The 16,272-nt window shown below is 69.1% G+C and carries 16 protein-coding genes and 1 pseudogene; 12 read left to right on the plus strand and 5 right to left on the minus strand.

Annotated elements, in window-relative coordinates; genetic code table 11:
- Positions 1 to 949: 949 nt before the first annotated feature.
- On the plus strand, positions 950 to 1,225 hold the full coding sequence (locus J7W19_RS16440; RefSeq protein ID WP_004948373.1) for a hypothetical protein: 276 nt from the start codon (positions 950 to 952) through the stop codon (positions 1,223 to 1,225).
- Positions 1,226 to 1,415: 190 nt separating this feature from the next.
- Entirely contained in the window at positions 1,416 to 1,949 is a 534-nt protein-coding gene (locus tag J7W19_RS16445) for an NUDIX domain-containing protein (RefSeq protein ID WP_004948372.1), read from the plus strand.
- 4 nt (positions 1,950 to 1,953) lie between these two features.
- Here J7W19_RS16445 and J7W19_RS16450 read toward each other — a convergent pair whose 3' ends face one another.
- A complete protein-coding gene (locus J7W19_RS16450; protein ID WP_004948369.1) occupies positions 1,954 to 3,267 on the minus strand; it encodes a hypothetical protein in 1,314 nt (437 codons plus the stop codon).
- 124 nt (positions 3,268 to 3,391) lie between these two features.
- On the opposite strand from J7W19_RS16450, the gene J7W19_RS16455 reads away from it, so the two are divergent.
- The 4 genes from J7W19_RS16455 (at position 3,392) to J7W19_RS16470 (ending at position 5,753) form a co-directional block, all read left to right on the plus strand.
- Positions 3,392 to 3,817, plus strand: a complete 426-nt coding sequence (locus tag J7W19_RS16455; RefSeq protein WP_078588113.1) for an ATP-binding protein — start codon at positions 3,392 to 3,394, stop codon at positions 3,815 to 3,817.
- Positions 3,818 to 3,819: 2 nt separating this feature from the next.
- The gene (locus J7W19_RS16460; protein WP_040890841.1) at positions 3,820 to 4,032 is read left to right on the plus strand and encodes a hypothetical protein; all 213 of its coding nucleotides are present in this window, start codon (positions 3,820 to 3,822) and stop codon (positions 4,030 to 4,032) included.
- Between the two features lie 575 nt (positions 4,033 to 4,607).
- Positions 4,608 to 4,880 carry a hypothetical protein gene (locus J7W19_RS16465; RefSeq protein ID WP_004948360.1) on the plus strand — a complete coding sequence of 91 codons (273 nt, stop codon included), beginning with the start codon at positions 4,608 to 4,610 and terminating at the stop codon, positions 4,878 to 4,880.
- Between the two features lie 21 nt (positions 4,881 to 4,901).
- Entirely contained in the window at positions 4,902 to 5,753 is an 852-nt protein-coding gene (locus J7W19_RS16470; protein ID WP_158688799.1) for a helix-turn-helix domain-containing protein, read from the plus strand.
- 314 nt (positions 5,754 to 6,067) lie between these two features.
- On the opposite strand, the gene J7W19_RS16475 is transcribed toward J7W19_RS16470, so the two are convergent.
- Positions 6,068 to 6,826 (minus strand): GntR family transcriptional regulator, encoded by a 759-nt coding sequence (locus J7W19_RS16475; RefSeq protein ID WP_004948352.1) that lies wholly within the window; start codon positions 6,824 to 6,826, stop codon positions 6,068 to 6,070.
- Between the two features lie 212 nt (positions 6,827 to 7,038).
- On the opposite strand from J7W19_RS16475, the gene J7W19_RS16480 reads away from it, so the two are divergent.
- The 4 genes from J7W19_RS16480 (at position 7,039) to J7W19_RS16495 (ending at position 10,567) form a co-directional block, all read left to right on the plus strand.
- The gene (locus tag J7W19_RS16480) at positions 7,039 to 7,404 is read left to right on the plus strand and encodes an SCO3933 family regulatory protein (protein WP_040890838.1); all 366 of its coding nucleotides are present in this window, start codon (positions 7,039 to 7,041) and stop codon (positions 7,402 to 7,404) included.
- Positions 7,404 to 8,711, plus strand: coding sequence for an FtsK/SpoIIIE domain-containing protein (locus tag J7W19_RS16485; protein WP_004948345.1), 1,308 nt, complete (start codon positions 7,404 to 7,406; stop codon positions 8,709 to 8,711). Before J7W19_RS16480 ends, J7W19_RS16485 begins: the two co-directional genes overlap by 1 nt.
- On the plus strand, positions 8,708 to 8,902 hold the full coding sequence (locus tag J7W19_RS16490; RefSeq protein WP_004948343.1) for a hypothetical protein: 195 nt from the start codon (positions 8,708 to 8,710) through the stop codon (positions 8,900 to 8,902). Before J7W19_RS16485 ends, J7W19_RS16490 begins: the two co-directional genes overlap by 4 nt.
- 285 nt (positions 8,903 to 9,187) lie before the next feature.
- Complete coding sequence (locus tag J7W19_RS16495; protein ID WP_004948340.1) at positions 9,188 to 10,567, plus strand: replication initiator; 1,380 nt, start codon at positions 9,188 to 9,190, stop codon at positions 10,565 to 10,567.
- Between the two features lie 150 nt (positions 10,568 to 10,717).
- Here J7W19_RS16495 and J7W19_RS16500 read toward each other — a convergent pair whose 3' ends face one another.
- Complete coding sequence (locus J7W19_RS16500) at positions 10,718 to 12,271, minus strand: recombinase family protein (protein WP_004948338.1); 1,554 nt, start codon at positions 12,269 to 12,271, stop codon at positions 10,718 to 10,720.
- Positions 12,272 to 12,340: 69 nt separating this feature from the next.
- Between J7W19_RS16500 and J7W19_RS16505 the strand changes: the two are divergent.
- Together J7W19_RS16505 and J7W19_RS16510 are read left to right on the plus strand one after the other, a co-directional pair.
- A pseudogene (locus tag J7W19_RS16505) lies at positions 12,341 to 12,496 on the plus strand (thiamine biosynthesis protein ThiC); the annotation flags it as partial.
- Between the two features lie 97 nt (positions 12,497 to 12,593).
- Positions 12,594 to 13,952, plus strand: a complete 1,359-nt coding sequence (locus J7W19_RS16510; RefSeq protein WP_004948332.1) for a VWA domain-containing protein — start codon at positions 12,594 to 12,596, stop codon at positions 13,950 to 13,952.
- Between the two features lie 12 nt (positions 13,953 to 13,964).
- On the opposite strand, the gene J7W19_RS16515 is transcribed toward J7W19_RS16510, so the two are convergent.
- On the minus strand, positions 13,965 to 14,867 hold the full coding sequence (locus J7W19_RS16515; protein WP_004948329.1) for a hypothetical protein: 903 nt from the start codon (positions 14,865 to 14,867) through the stop codon (positions 13,965 to 13,967).
- Between the two features lie 179 nt (positions 14,868 to 15,046).
- Positions 15,047 to 16,252, minus strand: a complete 1,206-nt coding sequence (locus tag J7W19_RS16520; protein ID WP_004948326.1) for a metallophosphoesterase — start codon at positions 16,250 to 16,252, stop codon at positions 15,047 to 15,049.
- Between the last annotated feature and the right edge of the window lie 20 nt (positions 16,253 to 16,272).

Here is a 16,272-nt window from a genome sequence, read left to right on the forward strand (position 1 = left end):
GGCGGCTCACCGGTTCTGAACCCACCAGATAAGCCATGTGCCGGCGGCGGTACCGAGGGCGCTTGCTGCTCCTCCGACGAGCCCGTGCGCGCCAGTCCGGCACAGAGCCCGGATAGTCGGACGGGTGGCCCGCTGGCGGCCCGTACGGGTGGCGCGGCTCGACGGCGCCTCGGTCTGGCCCGTAGGCTCGGGTGTATAGCTGATGGCTCTCTCCTGTCGTCGCTGAACGTGGCGTTATGCGGGTGGGAGACCCGTCGGACTACGTGAGTGGCCCCCTGTTGGCGCAGGGGGCCACTGTCATGTCACCTCCAGGTGTCGGAGACCTGCTGGACTACGTGGTGACGGCAACCCGTTGGCGCGGTGCCAGGTGTGAAAGCCCCAACTTAGGGAAGTCACCCGGCCGTTCCCGTCTCCGAAGAAGCGTATCGATAGGTGGTGACACAGCAGAGGTGTAGAAAGATGTCGCAAGACATCAGGGGTGGCGGAAGGGAGGAGCGAATCAGTGCCAGCGCATCCGAAGGTCCCCGACCCGTCACAGGGCCTAGTGCAGAAGTTCGCCTATGACCTGCGGGATCTGGGGCGGCAGAAACTGCCGATTCCGGTGGTCGCGCAGAGGTGCAACGGCGCGGTATCTCGAGCTGCACTGTACGGAGCGCTATCCGGCACACGGCTTCCGGCGCCTGTGACTGTGGGCACTCTCCTGCGTTGGTGGATCGGTGATCCATCGGCGGAACGGTCGACACGCGCGTACTTGTCTGTGCTTCCTGGCTGGGCGTGGCTCGGCAGATTGCCAGGAGATCACCAGGGCGTTGACGCTGGCTGGGAATGGTATGACCGGTATGTAGAGGTGCGTCTCTACGTTGAGGCGCAGGACCGTCCTCGAGCCAAAGCTGTCAGCATCCCGGTTCCGGAGGAACATCAACGATTCATCGCAGCTCTGCGGGATCTGGTGGAGTCAACCGGACTGTACGAGGAGCGATGGCTGGTCTTCGGGGGGAACACCCGCCAGGTCAACGGCTACTTGGCGGGCCAGCGCATCCCGCAGGACGCGGCCCTGCGTGGAATAGCCAAGAAGTGCGCGAGGTACAACGGCAAGGATGGCGCTGACACGGCGAAGAACCTCCAGTACCTGGTGTACCTGGCTCAGGAGGCACGCGCAGGGCGGGCCCGGGCCCGGCGTCTTGCCCGTCGCCAGGTACGAGAGCAGGGTGAGCTGCCGCGGTAGGCGCGAGGCTATCGCTGTGGAAGAGCGCCTGGTCCTGCGCCTCCTGCCCAGTAAGGCCCTAGCCCACGGTCGGTGAGGGCCTGCTTAGCTGATGCAGCTTGACCATGCTGATCGACGAGTTGATCCACCCCTCTCTCCGTTCGCGTGCCCTCTGGGATGCTGGGTGTTGACGGCGAGAGGGGTAACTCACATGCAGTGGAAGACCCACGGTGAGCGACAGATCTACACCAATCCCTGGGTGAACTTGTGCCTCGTGGACGTGGAGCAGCCGGACGGCCGGCGGTGGGAGCACCACGTTGTCCGGCTGCGTCACTTGGCTGTCGCGGCGGTGGTGAATCACCGGCGGGAGGTGCTGATGATGTGGCGCCACCGCTTCATCACGGACTCGTGGGCCTGGGAGCTGCCCATGGGGCTGATCGAGGAAGGCGAGACCCCGGAGGAGGCTGCCGCCCGGGAGGTGGAGGAGGAGACCGGTTGGCGGCCGGGGGCCATGAAGCAGTTGATCTACGCGGAGCCCGCCAACGGGATCACGGACTCGCAGCACTACGTGTTCCGTGCGGACGGGGCCACGCACATCGGCCCGCCCACGGAGAAGAACGAGTCCGACCGGATCGAGTGGGTTCCGCTTGATCAGGTCCGGGGCATGATCGACCGTCGCGAGGTGGTCAGCAGCGGGTCCCTCGTTGGCCTGCTGTACCTGTTGATGGAAGAGGGAGTCCGCTGAGGGATCAGCGTAGGGCGGCCTGGAGCTGGGTTTCGAAGTTCCGGGCCGCCGGCTCCTTGCGGTAGGGCACCAGCCGTTGGCGGAACTCCCGGAAGTGCCCGACGACGCGTTCGGAATCGATCGTGGCGGTGAGCGGCAGGGCTTCGCCCGCCGTCTGGCATGCCTGATCGAGATTGCCGCGTTGGAGCTGGATGTTCGCCAGCCAGAAAGAGTGGAAGGCCCGCCCGCGGTGGTTGCTCGGGTGGGCCCGACGGAGGGCGTCGGCAACCAGGGGTTCGGCTGCGGCTGCCTCTCCGAGCTGGCCCCGCGCGATCCCGGTGTCCACGGTGAGCTTGGCTTCATCGAAGTAGGTGACCCACGACGGGTCCGGGTCCGCAACGGAGATCCGTTCGAAGTACCGGTGAGCTTCGCTGATCGCGGAGTGGGTCGCCGATCGGTCTCCGATCGTGGCGTGGGCGAACGCCTCCCGCATCGACAGCATCGACATCACGCGCGGAGTCCCGCCGTGCAGGCGCGCGCAGTCCTGAGCGGCCGTGGACAAGGCGACAGCATCCGTCGGACGGTCCTCGTAGGTCGCTTGCAGGCTCATGCACGACAGCACGTTGGCCATGAACGGTCTGCTGTCGATCGCCTTCGCCATTTGCAGGGCTTCCGTGAAGTACATGCGAGCCTGGCTGTACTGCCGAGCGTCGAAGTAGGTCCACCCGGTCAGCCGGGCAAGCTCGGCGGCCACTCCGTACAGGCTTTGCCGGAACTCTTCGCCGTGCGCCTCCTTGATCAGTCCGACGACGTACCGGAGTTGCCCGACGACCGCTGGCCGGAGGGCTTCTCCTCCGTGCTCGTCGTCGCGCCGCCAGTAGTCCTCAATCGAGGAGTGCAGCGCGCGGACGGTGGAGGGGCTGAGCTTCGGGCCGGCGGCCACGGCCAGAATGCTGTCAAGGTCGGCTCCGGGGAGGGCCGGCGCCGGGTTCGCGGCCCCGAACAGCGAAGGGGGAGCCTCGTCCGGAGTAGCCTCCTCTGCTGTTGGCGCTTCCCACTCACGGCGGGCCAGCCCGAGCATGTGACCGGGGATGCGGAGCCCGTCGGCTACCCGTTCGATGACGTCCATGTCGCGGATGTTCCGCTTCCCGGACGCGATCTCTCCAACCCGGCTGGCTGTCAGACTCACCCGCTGCCCGATGCCGAAGTAGTGGATCCCGCCCCGTCGCGCGGCGAGCCTGAAGATCTGGGAGAAGTCGCGTTCCCGGCAAGCGGAAATCATCGCTTCGCTTGCGAGCAGTCTCTCCGGAAGCCCCTGGGGCCGCGAGCCATGAGTCATGCGGGTACTCCGTGTCCGGGCGCCTGCACTGATCGACGCTGATGAGCGTCAGGGGGATGCTACCCACTTTGGGTATCCCGTTGGGCCTTACTCGCCATACGGCCCGGCCGCGAGGCTGTTGCTCATGGAGCACACGACTGTACTCACCAACGTGCCGCCGGTCGTGCGGCGTTGGCCTAGGCACCCCTGTTCCGTCAGACGGGCCCGAGAGGAACTACGCGTCACCTTGAGGCGCTGGCGCATGGCTGCCGTCGAAGACGCGGCCGTCCTTGTGTTGTCCGAGTTGATGACCAACGCGGTCGTCCACGCCCGTGTTTCGCCCGGGCGGCAGGTCGCGACGAGGTTCACCTCCGAGGGGCGCCGGCTGCACCTTCAGGTCGAGGACGCCGACCGCCGGTGGTCCGACCTGTCCCTGCGGGACGGCGAGGGCGGTCGGGGGCTCCTCCTGGTGGAGGCGCTGTCTCGGCAGTGGGGCGTGAGCGAGCGGAACGGCGTCGGCAAGTCGGTGTGGGCACTGCTCGAAGTGCCGGTCGAAGGGATGGAGGGGTGAGCATGCGGGTCTGGTCACAGAGGGTCCGGCGCGGCGACACCGTCCTCGACCGGGGCGAAGAGCGGGAGGTCAAGGCCGTCCGCATCGAGGACCGGGCGGGCGGGCGTGAGGTGGTGCTCGTCTTCAAGGCCGGCGGTTTGCTGAGGCTCGCCGGTACGGACTCGGTGGAAGTGGTCCCTGACGGGGGGACCGCCCGGCGTCGCGACACCCGATGAGCGAACGCCTCATAAGCCGGGTCCTCTCCAACCTCTCCTACCGTGTCGAACAGTGGTGGTGGTGCCGTGTCTCGAACCGTCGGATCTACAGGGAGATCACCACCATGGACCGGGAGCTTGCCATGCGAGTGCTGAGCGAAACGACGCGGCGTCGCATGGCTGACCGGCGGACATCCGCCACGACTGATCGAACACAGCCCGACTAGACCAGGGCGGGACGCGAACGAGATCGGCGCGTCTTGCTCTCTTTCAACTCCCTTGACACGAGATCACCCTGAGCGGAAGCGTCGCTTCTCCATTCCACTTGGGAGTGCTCGCCGTCAACCGTGTCTAGGGGGCGGCGGTTGCTCCATCCGCCGTCGACGGTTCGGCTCTCCCAAATGGGTCGGGAGGGCCGGACCGTCCTCACCACATGGAGATGCAAGACCGGACCACCCCCGAGCCGGGAAGCAACCGGGGTGGTCCGGCAGGGGCGCGAAGACCCCGGTGCTGATAGTACCGGGGCCTTCGTCGCGTCTGCGCACGGAGTGCCCTGCCGGACCACGGGCCAACGGCCGGTGAAAGGAGGCAGGTTCATGCGCGGCGCGGACGATGGGGCGTTCGAGGGCATTGGCGCGGAGTTCGACCCTGATGCGGTGGTGTGGGTGCGTGGGGTGGATTACGTGGCCGGTTGGCGGGAGGCCCGGGAGGCTGCGGCGGAGCTTGAGACGGCGCTGACGGCGGTCGGGGTTGAGGTGGAGGGTACGGCGGCGGCGCAGACGCGGGGTGATGGTTCGGGGGTCGTGCGGGTGGTCTGGAGCCCGGAGACGGTGCGGGCGGTCGCCCGGTTGATCTGCGATACGGCTTAGGTAGTGCTCCTGGAGGGTGTGATGGCGACTGTTGATACCCCGAGACCTGCTGCGGTCCGTGCTGCGGGCCTGGTGGTGGGGGCGTATTTACAGCACTTGCGCATCCTCCGGGGGTGGCACCAAGAGGATGCCGCTCGGGTCCTGGGGTGCAGCATCAGCACCGTGAGCCGGCTGGAGGGCGGGCAGGTCTTCACGCGCCGTCACGCCAGGGTTTTGATACGCCACCATTACGGGGTTCCGAAGAAGTGCGCTCGGGCCGTCGGTGAACTCGTGCGGGTCAGGGATTATGCCGAACAGGTGGGGGACATGGGTCCGGGCTGGCATGACCGTCTGGCCCTGTGTGAGCAGCGGGCGGAGGCCATCACCACGTACACGGCCACGGTCATTCCCGTTCCGCTGCGGACCCCGGCCTACCACCGGGCATTGGCCGTCACCGGGGCGTCCGCCTTTTCCGCCCCTGAGCGGATCCCGCGCCAGTTTCTCGACAACCAGGTGCACACGCTGTTCCTGGACAGCGCCGTTCTGGAACGGCCGGTTGGTGGTGGCCTCGTCATGGCCGAGCAGATCGATCACCTACTCCGCCTTGCCTGGGAGGGCAGGGCCGCGGTCCGGGTGGTCCCCAGCGAAGCCGGCACACCCGTCGGTGAGGCGCATCTCAGCCGTCTCACTCTTCAGGGGAGCTGGCTGTATGTTCGGGAGTCGATAGGTGCGGTGTACACCGCCGAAGTTGCGTCGCTGCCTTCGGAGGACCCCTTTGTTGACGCGCTTGCGCGGGTGGCTCTGACGGCGGACCGGAGTCACCAACTACTGGTGCGGGCGCGCAAGCACATGGACATGCTCGGTTCCCTCCCTCCTCGTGAACAACCCGCCTGACCATCCCGCACCACAGAAAGTCAGCCACGACGGACAGGCGGACGGCGACGCGCCTGTCACGTGTGCCTCGCTCAGCCCACCTGCGGCCTCAGCCACGCTGTTAGGTCTTTCACCGCGCCGTCGTCACGGCGCGCTGAACTGCTGGCCGGCGGAGCCGTTCTCTGCTCCTCCGGCGCTCGCGGCATTGCGGGCGGCCTGGCGCTCGTCCGGGACCGGCCGTCAGGCCGCAGCCCGGGCGAGGGCGCCGGGGCCGCCCGGCGCGCCGACGGTGCGCCCTTGAGGAAGTAGAGAAAGTTTGGACCGATCCGGGATCGTCAGGTTCGGGCGGGGGCGGTGTCGGCGGTGAGTCGGTAGGTGTACTGGGCTTCGGCGGCGTTGGCGGTGAGCTGTTCGAGGATGAGTGGCTGGTGGTCGGTGCCGTGGGTGATGCGGGTGGAGATCACGACCGGGGTGGCGTTGGGGAGTTCGAGGGCGGTGCGTTCGTCGGGCTGCGGCATCCGGGCGCTGACGGCCTCGCTCCACGTGAGCTGGTGTCCGGCCTCGGCGAGTGCGGCGTAGACGTCTTCGGGGGCGGTGTCGGGGGAGTGGGCGAGGGGGGTGTTCTCGGCGGTGGCGAACGGGATGAGGGTGCGGTGCAGGGCGCGGGTGCCGGTGCGCGGGTCGCTCAGGAGCCGGTCGGCTGCGAACAGTGCTTCGCCCTCGGGCAGTTCCAGCAGGGGTGCGGTCGTGGCCGTGGTCTGTGTGCGGTAGACCGTGGGTTCTTCGACCGTTTCCCACTGGTGCCCGAGGGCGAAGGTGTTGTCCGTGCGGTGGATGCTGCGGTTGACGGCGAGCGTCGGGGCGGCGGTGGCGCGGACGAAACTGCCCTTGCCGTGGATCACCTCGATCAACCCCTCCGAGCGGAGGGCGGCGACGGCGTTGCGGACGGTGGGCCGGGAGACCTTGTAGCGCTCGATGAGCTGAGTCTCTGAGGGGAGCGGCGCTCCCGGGGGGAACTCGCCGGCCGCGATGGCGTTGCGGATCTCGGCGGCGACCTGCTGATACAGGGCGCCGGGGCGCTGGATGTCTCCCACAGTCGGGCTTCCCCTTTCGCTTCGGGTCGGCCCCGGTCGCTCTCCGGGGCACTGACGTCAGGTGACAGGCACTCGGCCCTACCTCTTACGTCACTCGTCAGCATAAGCACTTGCGCGGCTCCCTTCCAAGGCTTCATAGTCGTCACTCGTAAGCACGAGTGACGACCGGTGAGTTGAGACGGTCGTCTCGATCGGCCTGGGAGGCCACTGTCATGCAGTCCATTCCTGTGGACGTCAGCCGGCTCGGCGTACTGCGGTGCGCCGTCGCGCCGGAACCGAAGATCGCCAACTTCGACACCGGGGAGGTCAAGAAGGACAAGGAAGGCAACACCGTCTACACCGTGGGCGTGATGGTCCGTCAGCAGGCGCGTCGGGTCTCCGTCATCGAGGTGGCCGTGCCCGGCGAGCAGCCGGGCGTGGTGGAGGGGGTGGAGGTGCGGATCACGGGCCTGGAGGCGTTCGCCTGGGCCATGGGTGACCGGCACGGCGTCTCCTTCCGCGCCTCCGCCATCACCCCCGCACCCGAGCCCGTGCCCACTCGGCCCCCGGCAGCGTCGGGGAAGGGGGGTGACCGGTAGTGGGACCGATCCTCCTCGCGTTCTTTCTCGCGGCCCTGGCCTGGCTGGTCGTCGCCGGTGCGGCGCTGCGGGAGCGGCATCCGGCGGTGTTCTGGTACCTGACCGGCTACCCGGTCACCGCCGTGCGGGTGGTGCGCACCTGGCGGAAGGTCGCCGAACTTCACGACCTGGCCGTTTCGCGCGGGCCGTCTCGGGGCGTGCTCGGGGACCTGGTGGTCAAGGGGCAGGCGTTGCGGCCGATCCCGCCGCGCATCTCCTTCCCCAAAGCGACCCGTACGGGGTTGTCGGTGATGGTGCGCCTGCACCCGGGGCAGACCCCGGCGGCGTTCATCGCCGCCGCTGACGCCCTGGCGCACGCCTGGAAGGTCCACGCGGTCCGCGTCACCTCCCCGGAGCGTGGCCTGGTGCATCTACTGGCCACCGCCGGTGATCCGCTGGCCCGTCCCGGTCTCGCGCACGCTCCGGCCGCGCACCTGTCCGCCCTGGTCGGGATTCTCGAATCGGGCGGCGCGTGGGTGATCAACCTCCGGCAAGTGCCGCACTGGCTGATCACCGGCGCCACCCAGTCCGGCAAGTCCACCCTGCTCGCCCGGCTCGTGACCCAGCTCGCGCCGCAGAACGTGGCGCTGGTCGGCATCGACTGCAAAGGAGGCATGGAACTGGGCCTGTTCGAACCCCGTCTGTCCGCCCTGACCACCAACCGGCGTGAAGCCGTCGCCGTCCTCGGCGCCCTCGTCGCCGAACTCCAGATCCGGATGCGGATCTGCCGCGATGCAGGGGCCCGCTCGATCTGGGACCTGCCGGCCAAGGAACGGCCCGTCGCGGTCGTGGTGATCGTCGATGAACTGGCCGAGCTGTACCTGTCCGACGGAACCCGGGAGGGCAAGGCGGAGGTGGAGAAGTGCTCCACCTACCTCCTGCGCATCGCTCAGCTCGGCGCGGCGCTCGGCGTGCACCTGGTCGTCGCCGGACAGCGCGTCGGCTCCGACCTCGGCCCCGGCGTCACCGCCCTGCGCGCCCAGCTCTCCGGCCGGGCCTGCCACCGGGTCAACGACCCCGGTACCGCGGAGATGACCTTGGGTGACCTGAACAAGGACGCGGTCGCGGTCGCTCAGGCGATCACGGCGGAGGAGAAGGGCACGGCTGTGTGTACCGGGCCCGACGGTGGTTGGGACCGTGCTCGATCCCATCTGACCACTCCCGACGAAGCACGGCGCACCGCCGAGAAGTACAGCGACCTGACACCCGACCTGGACGAGGTCCACCACGCACTGCTGCTGGCCGGTGGCGGGGAGGTGCCGCAGTGAGCGAGAACACCGCCATCCCCCTCGTCGTCGTCTTCGGCCTGATCACCGTCCTGCTCATCCGTTCTCGGGATGTGCGCTGGTGGCAGGCCCTGGTTATCGCCCTCTTCGGTGTCTACGTCGGACAGACCCCGTTCCTCTTCACGATCAACAGCTTCGTGACGTGGTTCCTGTCCGGCTTCACCCACACCTGACCCCCGAACGGGAGCCCTCCATGCCCATGCGGCCCGTCCCGTGCCCCTACTGCCGTGGCGAACGACGCGTTCGCACCCCCTCCGGCCGCTGGCGCCGCTGCCGCTGCTGCCGCGGACACGGCACCACCCGCTGACCCCGACCACCCACCAACAAGGAAGGACCCGCGCCATGGACGACACCACCCCACCACCCATTCCCCGTGCCGCTACGGCGGCCCACCCCGGAAGGTCACCACCATCACCACCGCCACCACAACGGCTGACCGGCGCGCCGTCCTCGACCGCGTGGCGCGCCTGCGTCAGCTCCCCCTGATCGACCAAGAGATCACCCACCTCGCCAACACCCCCGGCTTCACCCGCTGGCTTGAGCAGGTCACCGCCACCGGCGGCTGCGCCCGCCCGGTCCACCTCACCGGCCACACCACCACCGTGGACGCGGCAACCGGCGAGATCCTCCACCACTACGACACCCGCGACGAACCCGGCGAACGCCTCCTCGTCCGCTGCCGCAACCGCCGCCGCACCGTCTGCGAACCCTGCTCCCGCCTCCACGCCGGCGACACCTACCACCTCGTCCGCGCCGGCCTCACCGGCGGCAAAACCGTCCCCGCCACGGTCACCACGCACCCGCGCCTCTTCGTCACCCTGACCGCCCCCGGCTTCGGCCCCGTCCACCACACCACCACCGACGGAACCCGATGCCGCCCCCGACGCGGCGCCCGGCGCTGTGAACACGGCCGTCCCCTCGGGTGCGCTCACACTCACCTGCCGGACGACCTGGCCGTGGGGCAGCCTCTCTGCCCGGACTGCTACGACTACACCGGCCACGTCCTGTGGCACGCACATGCTGGCGAACTCTGGTCCCGCTTCACCCGCACCCTCCGCCGCCACCTCGCCACCACCGCCGGGATCCCGCAAACCCGCTTCCGTGCTCACGCCCGGCTCTCCTTCGCCAAGGTCGCCGAGTACCAGCGACGCGCGGCCGTCCACGTCCATGCCGTGGTCCGGCTCGACGGTCCGACCGGCCCGGACGACCGGCCGCCCGCCTGGGCCACCACGGCCCTCCTCGCGGACGCCGTGCGAACCGCGGCCTCCCGCATCACCGTCCGCACCCCCTACAGCCCTGCCCTCGGCGAACACACTCTCCGCTGGGGCACCCAACTCGACGTCCGCCCCCTCGACACCGGCGACCTGGCCGACGACGCCGTTGCCGCCTACATCGCCAAGTACGTCACCAAGAGCACCGCCGAAACCACCACCGGCACCGACCACCCCATCCGAACCTTCGACGACATCGCAACCACCCCCGCAACGCCGCACGTCCGCACCCTCATGCACACCTGCTGGCGCCTCGGCGGCCTCCCCGAACTCCAGCCCCTCCGCCTCCGCGCCTGGACTCACGCCCTCGGCTACCGAGGCCACATCCTCACCAAATCCCGCGCTTACTCCACGACGTACAGGGACCTCCGTGAAGTTCGCGCACAGTACCGGGGTGCTCCAGCCCTGTCGGAGCAGAACCGCACGTTGAGTCGGTCGGCGTGGCGCTACGTCGGTGCCGGTCACGGGCCCGGCGCCGCGCTGATCGCGGAGTCTGCTGCCCATGAGCTGCTGCTGAACCAGATCACTGCACAAGAGGCGTTCGAAGGCTCCGGGGGCTTCCAGTGAGCCGCTCCAACGCTCCGGCCGGCAGGCATGAGCGAGCTGAGCGGGAAGAGGCGGCGGTGGCTGCCTGGGTCGAACGTCATGTTCGGGAGTCACCGCCGCTTTCAGATGATCAGCTCCGGTCGCTGGGGGAAATCCTCGGCGTAAGGCTCATCAGGCGGTCCGCCAGACCGGCTTGAGGAGTTCCACGTCGAACGTCTTGTTTCCCTTGCCACCGGGCACGGCGATCACCGCGTGAAGAACCTTCTTGATCGCGGTCCGCTGCTGTGTCAGCGTTTTGTCTCCCCACGAGGCGGTGATGTCCTCGCGCGCCGCCTCGGCCTCGGCCTTCATCGCGAGGTGGTGAGCCTGCTCCGCTCGGAGCTGCTTGACGCGGGCTTCGAGCGGTGCGAGGTTCCGGAAGAACGCCTCGTCGTCGATCTCGCCTTTCTGCCAGCGCTGCTCCAGGGCGTTCCGGCTCTGCACCGCGCGTTCCAGGTCATCGGCTCGGGGCCACTCGGGGATTTCCTCGCGGGCCGCCTCCGCCTCGGCCTTGAGCTTCGCGATCACCAGTCGCTCGATGTGCTCGTCGGTCTTGTCGCCCCGCTTGTACGTCTTGTTGCATCCGCCGTCGACCGTCTTCTTGCAGAAGTACGCGTGCTTGTACTTGAGCCAGTCGTTGGCCTTGACGCCGATCATCTTGCTGTTGCAGATCGTCCCGTCCTCCAGCACGTTGCCGCAGCGCATGATGCCGGTGAGCAGGTACTTGTGAACAAGCCCACCGCGCGGCAGCCCTTTCCCCTGGCCGCGTTCGCGGATCTTGGCGGTGATCGCGTACCACTGCTTCGGCGTAATGATCGCCTCCCACGCTCCCACGATGGGTTGGTCGTCGCCGTCGCGAACGAGCTCTCCCTTGAGCTCGCGGTAGCCGCACAGCCGAGGGTTGACGAGTACCTGTTTCACGGTCTGGTACTGGAAGAGGTTCCCCCGGCTCGTGAGGTAACCGGCTTCCTTCCAGCGGCGGGTGATTTCCGAGATGGACGCCCCGGCAAGCACGTCCTTCACGGCCTGCCGGATGGCTTCGGACTCCACGGCGTCAAGCGTGACCTTGTCGTCCTGCCACCCGAAGGGGCGCCACGCGGACACCGGTTGGCCTCTCAGCGCACGACTGCGGTGGCTGTTCCGGGTCCTCCGCTGCTTCTTCCGGGTCTCGCTGAGAGACATGGCAACCCCCACCAGGCCCTTGATCTCGAACCCTTCGGCGTAGAGGTCCTGGACTCCGTTCGAGTCGTGGTAGACGCGGTCTTCGTGGGCGGTGAACGCCTTGAGGTAGCGCTCCCAGTCGCTGGGCCGGCGGTACAGGCGGTCGTCGTTCGCAGCCATCACGCCGTGGATCGGGTAGCCCTCGGGCGTGGTGCCGACCGTCAGGTCGTTGATCAGTTGCTCGAAGTCGTCCCGGACGACGGTCTCCTTGCTCGCGCTCTTGTCGTTGTCCGTGTACCGGTAGACCACAAGCCAGTGGAACTTCCTGGCATCCTCGGACATGTCGCGATGCTGGTCCTCGACGCCATGGGCGTCCTTCACTCGGCCGTCGAACGAGATGCGGGCGTAGCAGACCACGCACTTGAGCGCCGGATCCGCCGCAAGCATGGCGCGCACTTCCTCGACCGAGGGCAAGCCCTCCGGTGTGCCGCGCAGCTTGCTGATCTTCTCTTCCCGTGACGTCACGTAGGTCCCCCCTGGGTCCGTGAAGCGGGTGGTGCCACCACGCTAGGCCATGTGGGGGTTCTATGTATGTTCTTCTCGATGAAGATCTCCCAGGACATCCGCCGCGAGCACGGCGGTGACCTGGGCGGGAGTGGCACCGAGGCCGACATCGAGGCCGGAATGCGGGCCAAGTCGGAGGAGTTCGCCGCGTCCGGCAACCGCGTTTATCTGCCGCTCGCCGACTGATAGCGGACGTGATGGCGGGGAGCTCCACTTGGTGGGGCTCCCCTGGCGGATCTGCAGCGGATTGTCCGGTTCCTCTGTTCGTCGTGAGACTGACGGGATGAACGACATATCCCTGAGCAAGGGCGCCAACTGTGTGGTGCCCGCGACCGCAGTGCACGCCGTGCTCCGTTGGAAAGCCGTGCCGGGAGCGCCGGACGTCGATGCCACGGCGCTGCTCCTCACCGCCGGCGGAACGGTGCGCGGGGACGGCGACTTCGTCTTCTACAACCAGCCGCGGCACGCCTCGGGTGCCGTCGCGCACCGGGGCAAGCGGACGGAGCCGGACGGTCTCGTCGCCGACACCGTCGCGGTCGACCGGAACGGCCTGGAGGCAGGCGTCGAACGGGTCGTCCTCTGCGCCGCGACGGACGGCGGGACGTTCGGCGAGGTGAGCGGGTTGACGCTGGAGCTGCTGGACGCGGCGACGGGTGCGGCGCTGGTCCGGTACGAGATGTCCGGCGGGCCGGAAACGGCGTTCGTGTGCGGGGAGTTGTACGTGCGCGACGGCCGCTGGAAGTTCCGGGCGGTCGGCCAGGGGTACGACACCGGGCTGGCCGGGCTCGCCACCGACTTCGGTGTCGCGGTGGAGGACGACTTCGGTGTCGCGGTGGAGGGGGACGAACCGGTTCCGGCACCTCCCACCGCGTCCGCCGAGGAGCACCTGCCCGTCGATCTGCGCAAGCGGCTGGCGCTGCGCAAGGAGCAGGTGTCCGTCAGCCTCAGGAAGCACGGCGCCGACGGGCTCCGGGCGCGTGTGGTCCTGGTGCTCGACGCGTCCGGCTCGATGAGCGAGCTGTACGACGACGGTGTGGTCGCCGGGGTGGTGGAGCGGATGGCGGCCGTGGCCGCGCAGTTGGACGACGACGGCGCGATGGGCGCGTGGGTCTTCGCCGACCGCCCGGCCCGCCTGCCCGATCTGCTGCTGGGCGGTCTGCCGGAGTGGATCTCCCTGCACGTGCGGCTGGACGACCCATGGCAGTACGGGCAGGGGGAGCGTCGCGCCGGGCAGGTCGCCATGAGCCGGATCGGCTGGGGGAACAACGAGCCGAAGGTGATCGCCAAGGTTCGCGAGGACGTCCGGAAGGAGCCGTCCGCCGACCCGACGCTCGTCCTGTTCTTCTCCGACGGCGGTGTGTACGAGGACGAGCGGATCGAACAGCAGCTCCGGGCGGCCGTGAAGGAGCCGGTGTTCTGGCAGTTCGTGGGGCTGGGACGGGCCGACTACGGGGTGCTGGAACGGTTCGACACCTTGCCGAACCGTTCCCTCGACAATGTCGGGTTCTTCGCCGTGGACGACATCACCACCCTTTCCGATCAGGAGCTCTACGACCGGCTGTTGTCCCAGTTCCCCGCCTGGGTCGTCGCGGCCCGGCGGGCCGGCGTCCTCGGACCGGAAGCCTCGCGGCCGGCGCCGTGAGCGGCGCGGGCCTCACTCCCGGCCGTGGGACCCGCCGAATTCCGGACCGGTGTAGTCCGGGCTGCTGAAGCGGGGCCGGAGGTGGGGGCCCGGCTGCTCCTCGTGGCTGGAGAAGCCCGGGCTGGAGAAGCCCAGCCGCGAGGTGCGGCCTCGCTCCTCCCGCGGCCCCGGGACGTACGAGGAGTCGGGCGCGACGGGCGCGTCGGCCAGGGCCTCCCGGAGGAAGGGCAGGACGCCGCGGTGCAGCAGGGCCTCGTGCCAGGCGTCCCGGGCCCGGTCGGCGTCCAGCGTCAGCCGGTCGTGACGGGAGGGGCCGGCGGTGCGGGACGCGCGGGAGGGACCGGACGCTCCGGTTCCGGGGGCGCCCGGACGGCCGTTGCGCAACGCCGCGAGCAGCAGTGCGCCCATGGCGATGAGCGCACCGGCGGCCGTGAGGCCGGCGAACCACCAGCCCACGGTCACCATCGGCCGGGCGACCGAGCTTTCGGTGCCGATCACCTTGAGCACATAGCCGATGACGAGGAACAGGAAGGCGGCTATCCCGGCGAGAACCGGTGCCAGGACGGTGAGCACCGCCCCGGCGCCCGCTCCGGAGGCGTCCGGGCCGGCGCCGCCGCCGTTCTCGTACCGGCCGCGTTCCGGGGAACCGGCCGTGGCGGAACGGTGGTGCGGTCTGCGCAGTTCCTCACGCGCCCGGACGTAATTCCGGTATTCCGGCAGCGCGTGCGCCGAAATCGCGGTCATGGCCCGGAGGGCCGAAGTCCGCAGCTGTTCGGTGTCGAGTCGCCGTCCTTCCGCGGCGATCAGTGCGCTGATCTCCGGATCCCGGTCCGCCGAGCGCAGTGCCAGGTCCAGGACCCGCTCGAATTCCGGGCGATCCTCGGCCAGCAGATGCGGAGCGCTGTTCATGTGCATCCCCCGATGCTCCGTAGGGCCCTTGGCGCCGACGGCGCCTGCATGGGGCGGAAACGGAGGAGAGCCTGCTACGGATAAGCCGATGGTAGAGCCGCACCGGCGCGGGGTGACAGTGCGTTTCGCGAATTCCCCCGCGGCGGCGGGAATCCCAACCTGCCCATGAACCGGTCGGATAATCCTCAGTCGGCGAGCGGCAGTTGCACCACCAGCAGCTTTCCGGCCATGGTGACGCCGCCGTCCATGGCGAGGGCCAGACCGTCCGCGTACAGGTGCGGGCCGTCCACGACGGGGGCGCTCTCCTCGCCGTCGGAGTCCTCGCCGGGCACCTCGCCGAGGAGGTACGGAATAGGGCTGTGGCCGTGCACCACGCGGCTGCCGCCGTAGGTCTCCAGCAGTTCGCGGGCGGCCATGGAGCCGGACTCGTCGCGGAAGGCGAAGCGCTTGGTGAACTTGCGGAACAGGTCCCAGCACTCGTCGGGGTCGTTGCGCTGGAGGGCCTCGGTCACCGCGTCGTTGACCGCCTCGATCGAGTCGCCGTACTCCAGGTAGGCGGTGGTGTCGGAGTGGACGAGCAGGTGGCCGTCCTCCTCCGCCATCGCGTCGAGCCGCGACATCCACTGGAGGTGGTGGTCCTGCAGCCGCTCCATGTCGGTGCGCTGGCCGCCGTTGAGCAGCCAGGCGGCCTGGAACGAGGCCGTTCCGGCGCCCGAGTTGACGGGGGTGTCGCCGAACCGCTTGGCGCCGATGAGCAGCAGCTCGTGGTTGCCCATGAGCGCCTTGCAGTAGCCGCCGGCCGCCGCGGCCTCGGCGGAGAGCCGCATGACCAGGTCGATGACGCCGACGCCGTCGGGGCCCCGGTCGGTGAAGTCGCCGAGGAACCACAGGCGGGTGTTGCCCGCCGCCCAGTTGCCGTGCGCGTCGACGATGCCCTGCGCGGCGAGGGCCGCGTACAGCTCGTCCAGGTAGCCGTGGACGTCGCCGACGACGTACAGCGGGCCCGGGCCGCCCGGGACGGGGTGGTGCTGCGGCGCGGTGATCGGGGTCAGCTCGACGGTGGGGACGTCGTGCGGCGCCTCGCCGTACGCCTGGGGCTGCCGGGGCTCGATGACGGGCAGGTCGCGCGCGGTGGGCGTGTAGCCGTCGAGGTGCCCGGGGTCCTCGGCGGCCAGGCGGTGAACCGCCTCGTCCCCGAGGTGGTGAACCGCCTCGTCCCCGAGGTGGTGGCCGTGGTCTTCCACGAGATGGTGCCCGTGGTCCTCCCCGACGTGCTCCCCCAGGTGCGGAGGGGGCAGCGGATGGGTGTATCCGGGCAGGGCGTACCCCGGGTAGGGCGAGATCGCCTCCGCGGTCCGTCCCGCAGGTCCCTGTCCGGCCCCCTGAGCCATCGACCCCTCCACCGTCGCGC

This window comes from Streptomyces mobaraensis NBRC 13819 = DSM 40847 (assembly GCF_017916255.1).
Taxonomy (GTDB): Bacteria; Actinomycetota; Actinomycetes; order Streptomycetales; family Streptomycetaceae; genus Streptomyces; species Streptomyces mobaraensis.

Coding starts and splice junctions, on each gene's coding strand:
- J7W19_RS16445 (WP_004948372.1), top strand. CDS start 1,416: ATGCAGTGGAAGACCCACGGTGAGCGACAGATCTACACCAATCCCTGG.
- J7W19_RS16450 (WP_004948369.1), bottom strand. CDS start 3,267: ATGACTCATGGCTCGCGGCCCCAGGGGCTTCCGGAGAGACTGCTCGCA.
- J7W19_RS16455 (WP_078588113.1), top strand. CDS start 3,392: ATGGAGCACACGACTGTACTCACCAACGTGCCGCCGGTCGTGCGGCGT.
- J7W19_RS16460 (WP_040890841.1), top strand. CDS start 3,820: ATGCGGGTCTGGTCACAGAGGGTCCGGCGCGGCGACACCGTCCTCGAC.
- J7W19_RS16465 (WP_004948360.1), top strand. CDS start 4,608: ATGCGCGGCGCGGACGATGGGGCGTTCGAGGGCATTGGCGCGGAGTTC.
- J7W19_RS16470 (WP_158688799.1), top strand. CDS start 4,902: ATGGCGACTGTTGATACCCCGAGACCTGCTGCGGTCCGTGCTGCGGGC.
- J7W19_RS16480 (WP_040890838.1), top strand. CDS start 7,039: ATGCAGTCCATTCCTGTGGACGTCAGCCGGCTCGGCGTACTGCGGTGC.
- J7W19_RS16510 (WP_004948332.1), top strand. CDS start 12,594: ATGAACGACATATCCCTGAGCAAGGGCGCCAACTGTGTGGTGCCCGCG.
- J7W19_RS16515 (WP_004948329.1), bottom strand. CDS start 14,867: ATGCACATGAACAGCGCTCCGCATCTGCTGGCCGAGGATCGCCCGGAA.
- J7W19_RS16520 (WP_004948326.1), bottom strand. CDS start 16,252: ATGGCTCAGGGGGCCGGACAGGGACCTGCGGGACGGACCGCGGAGGCG.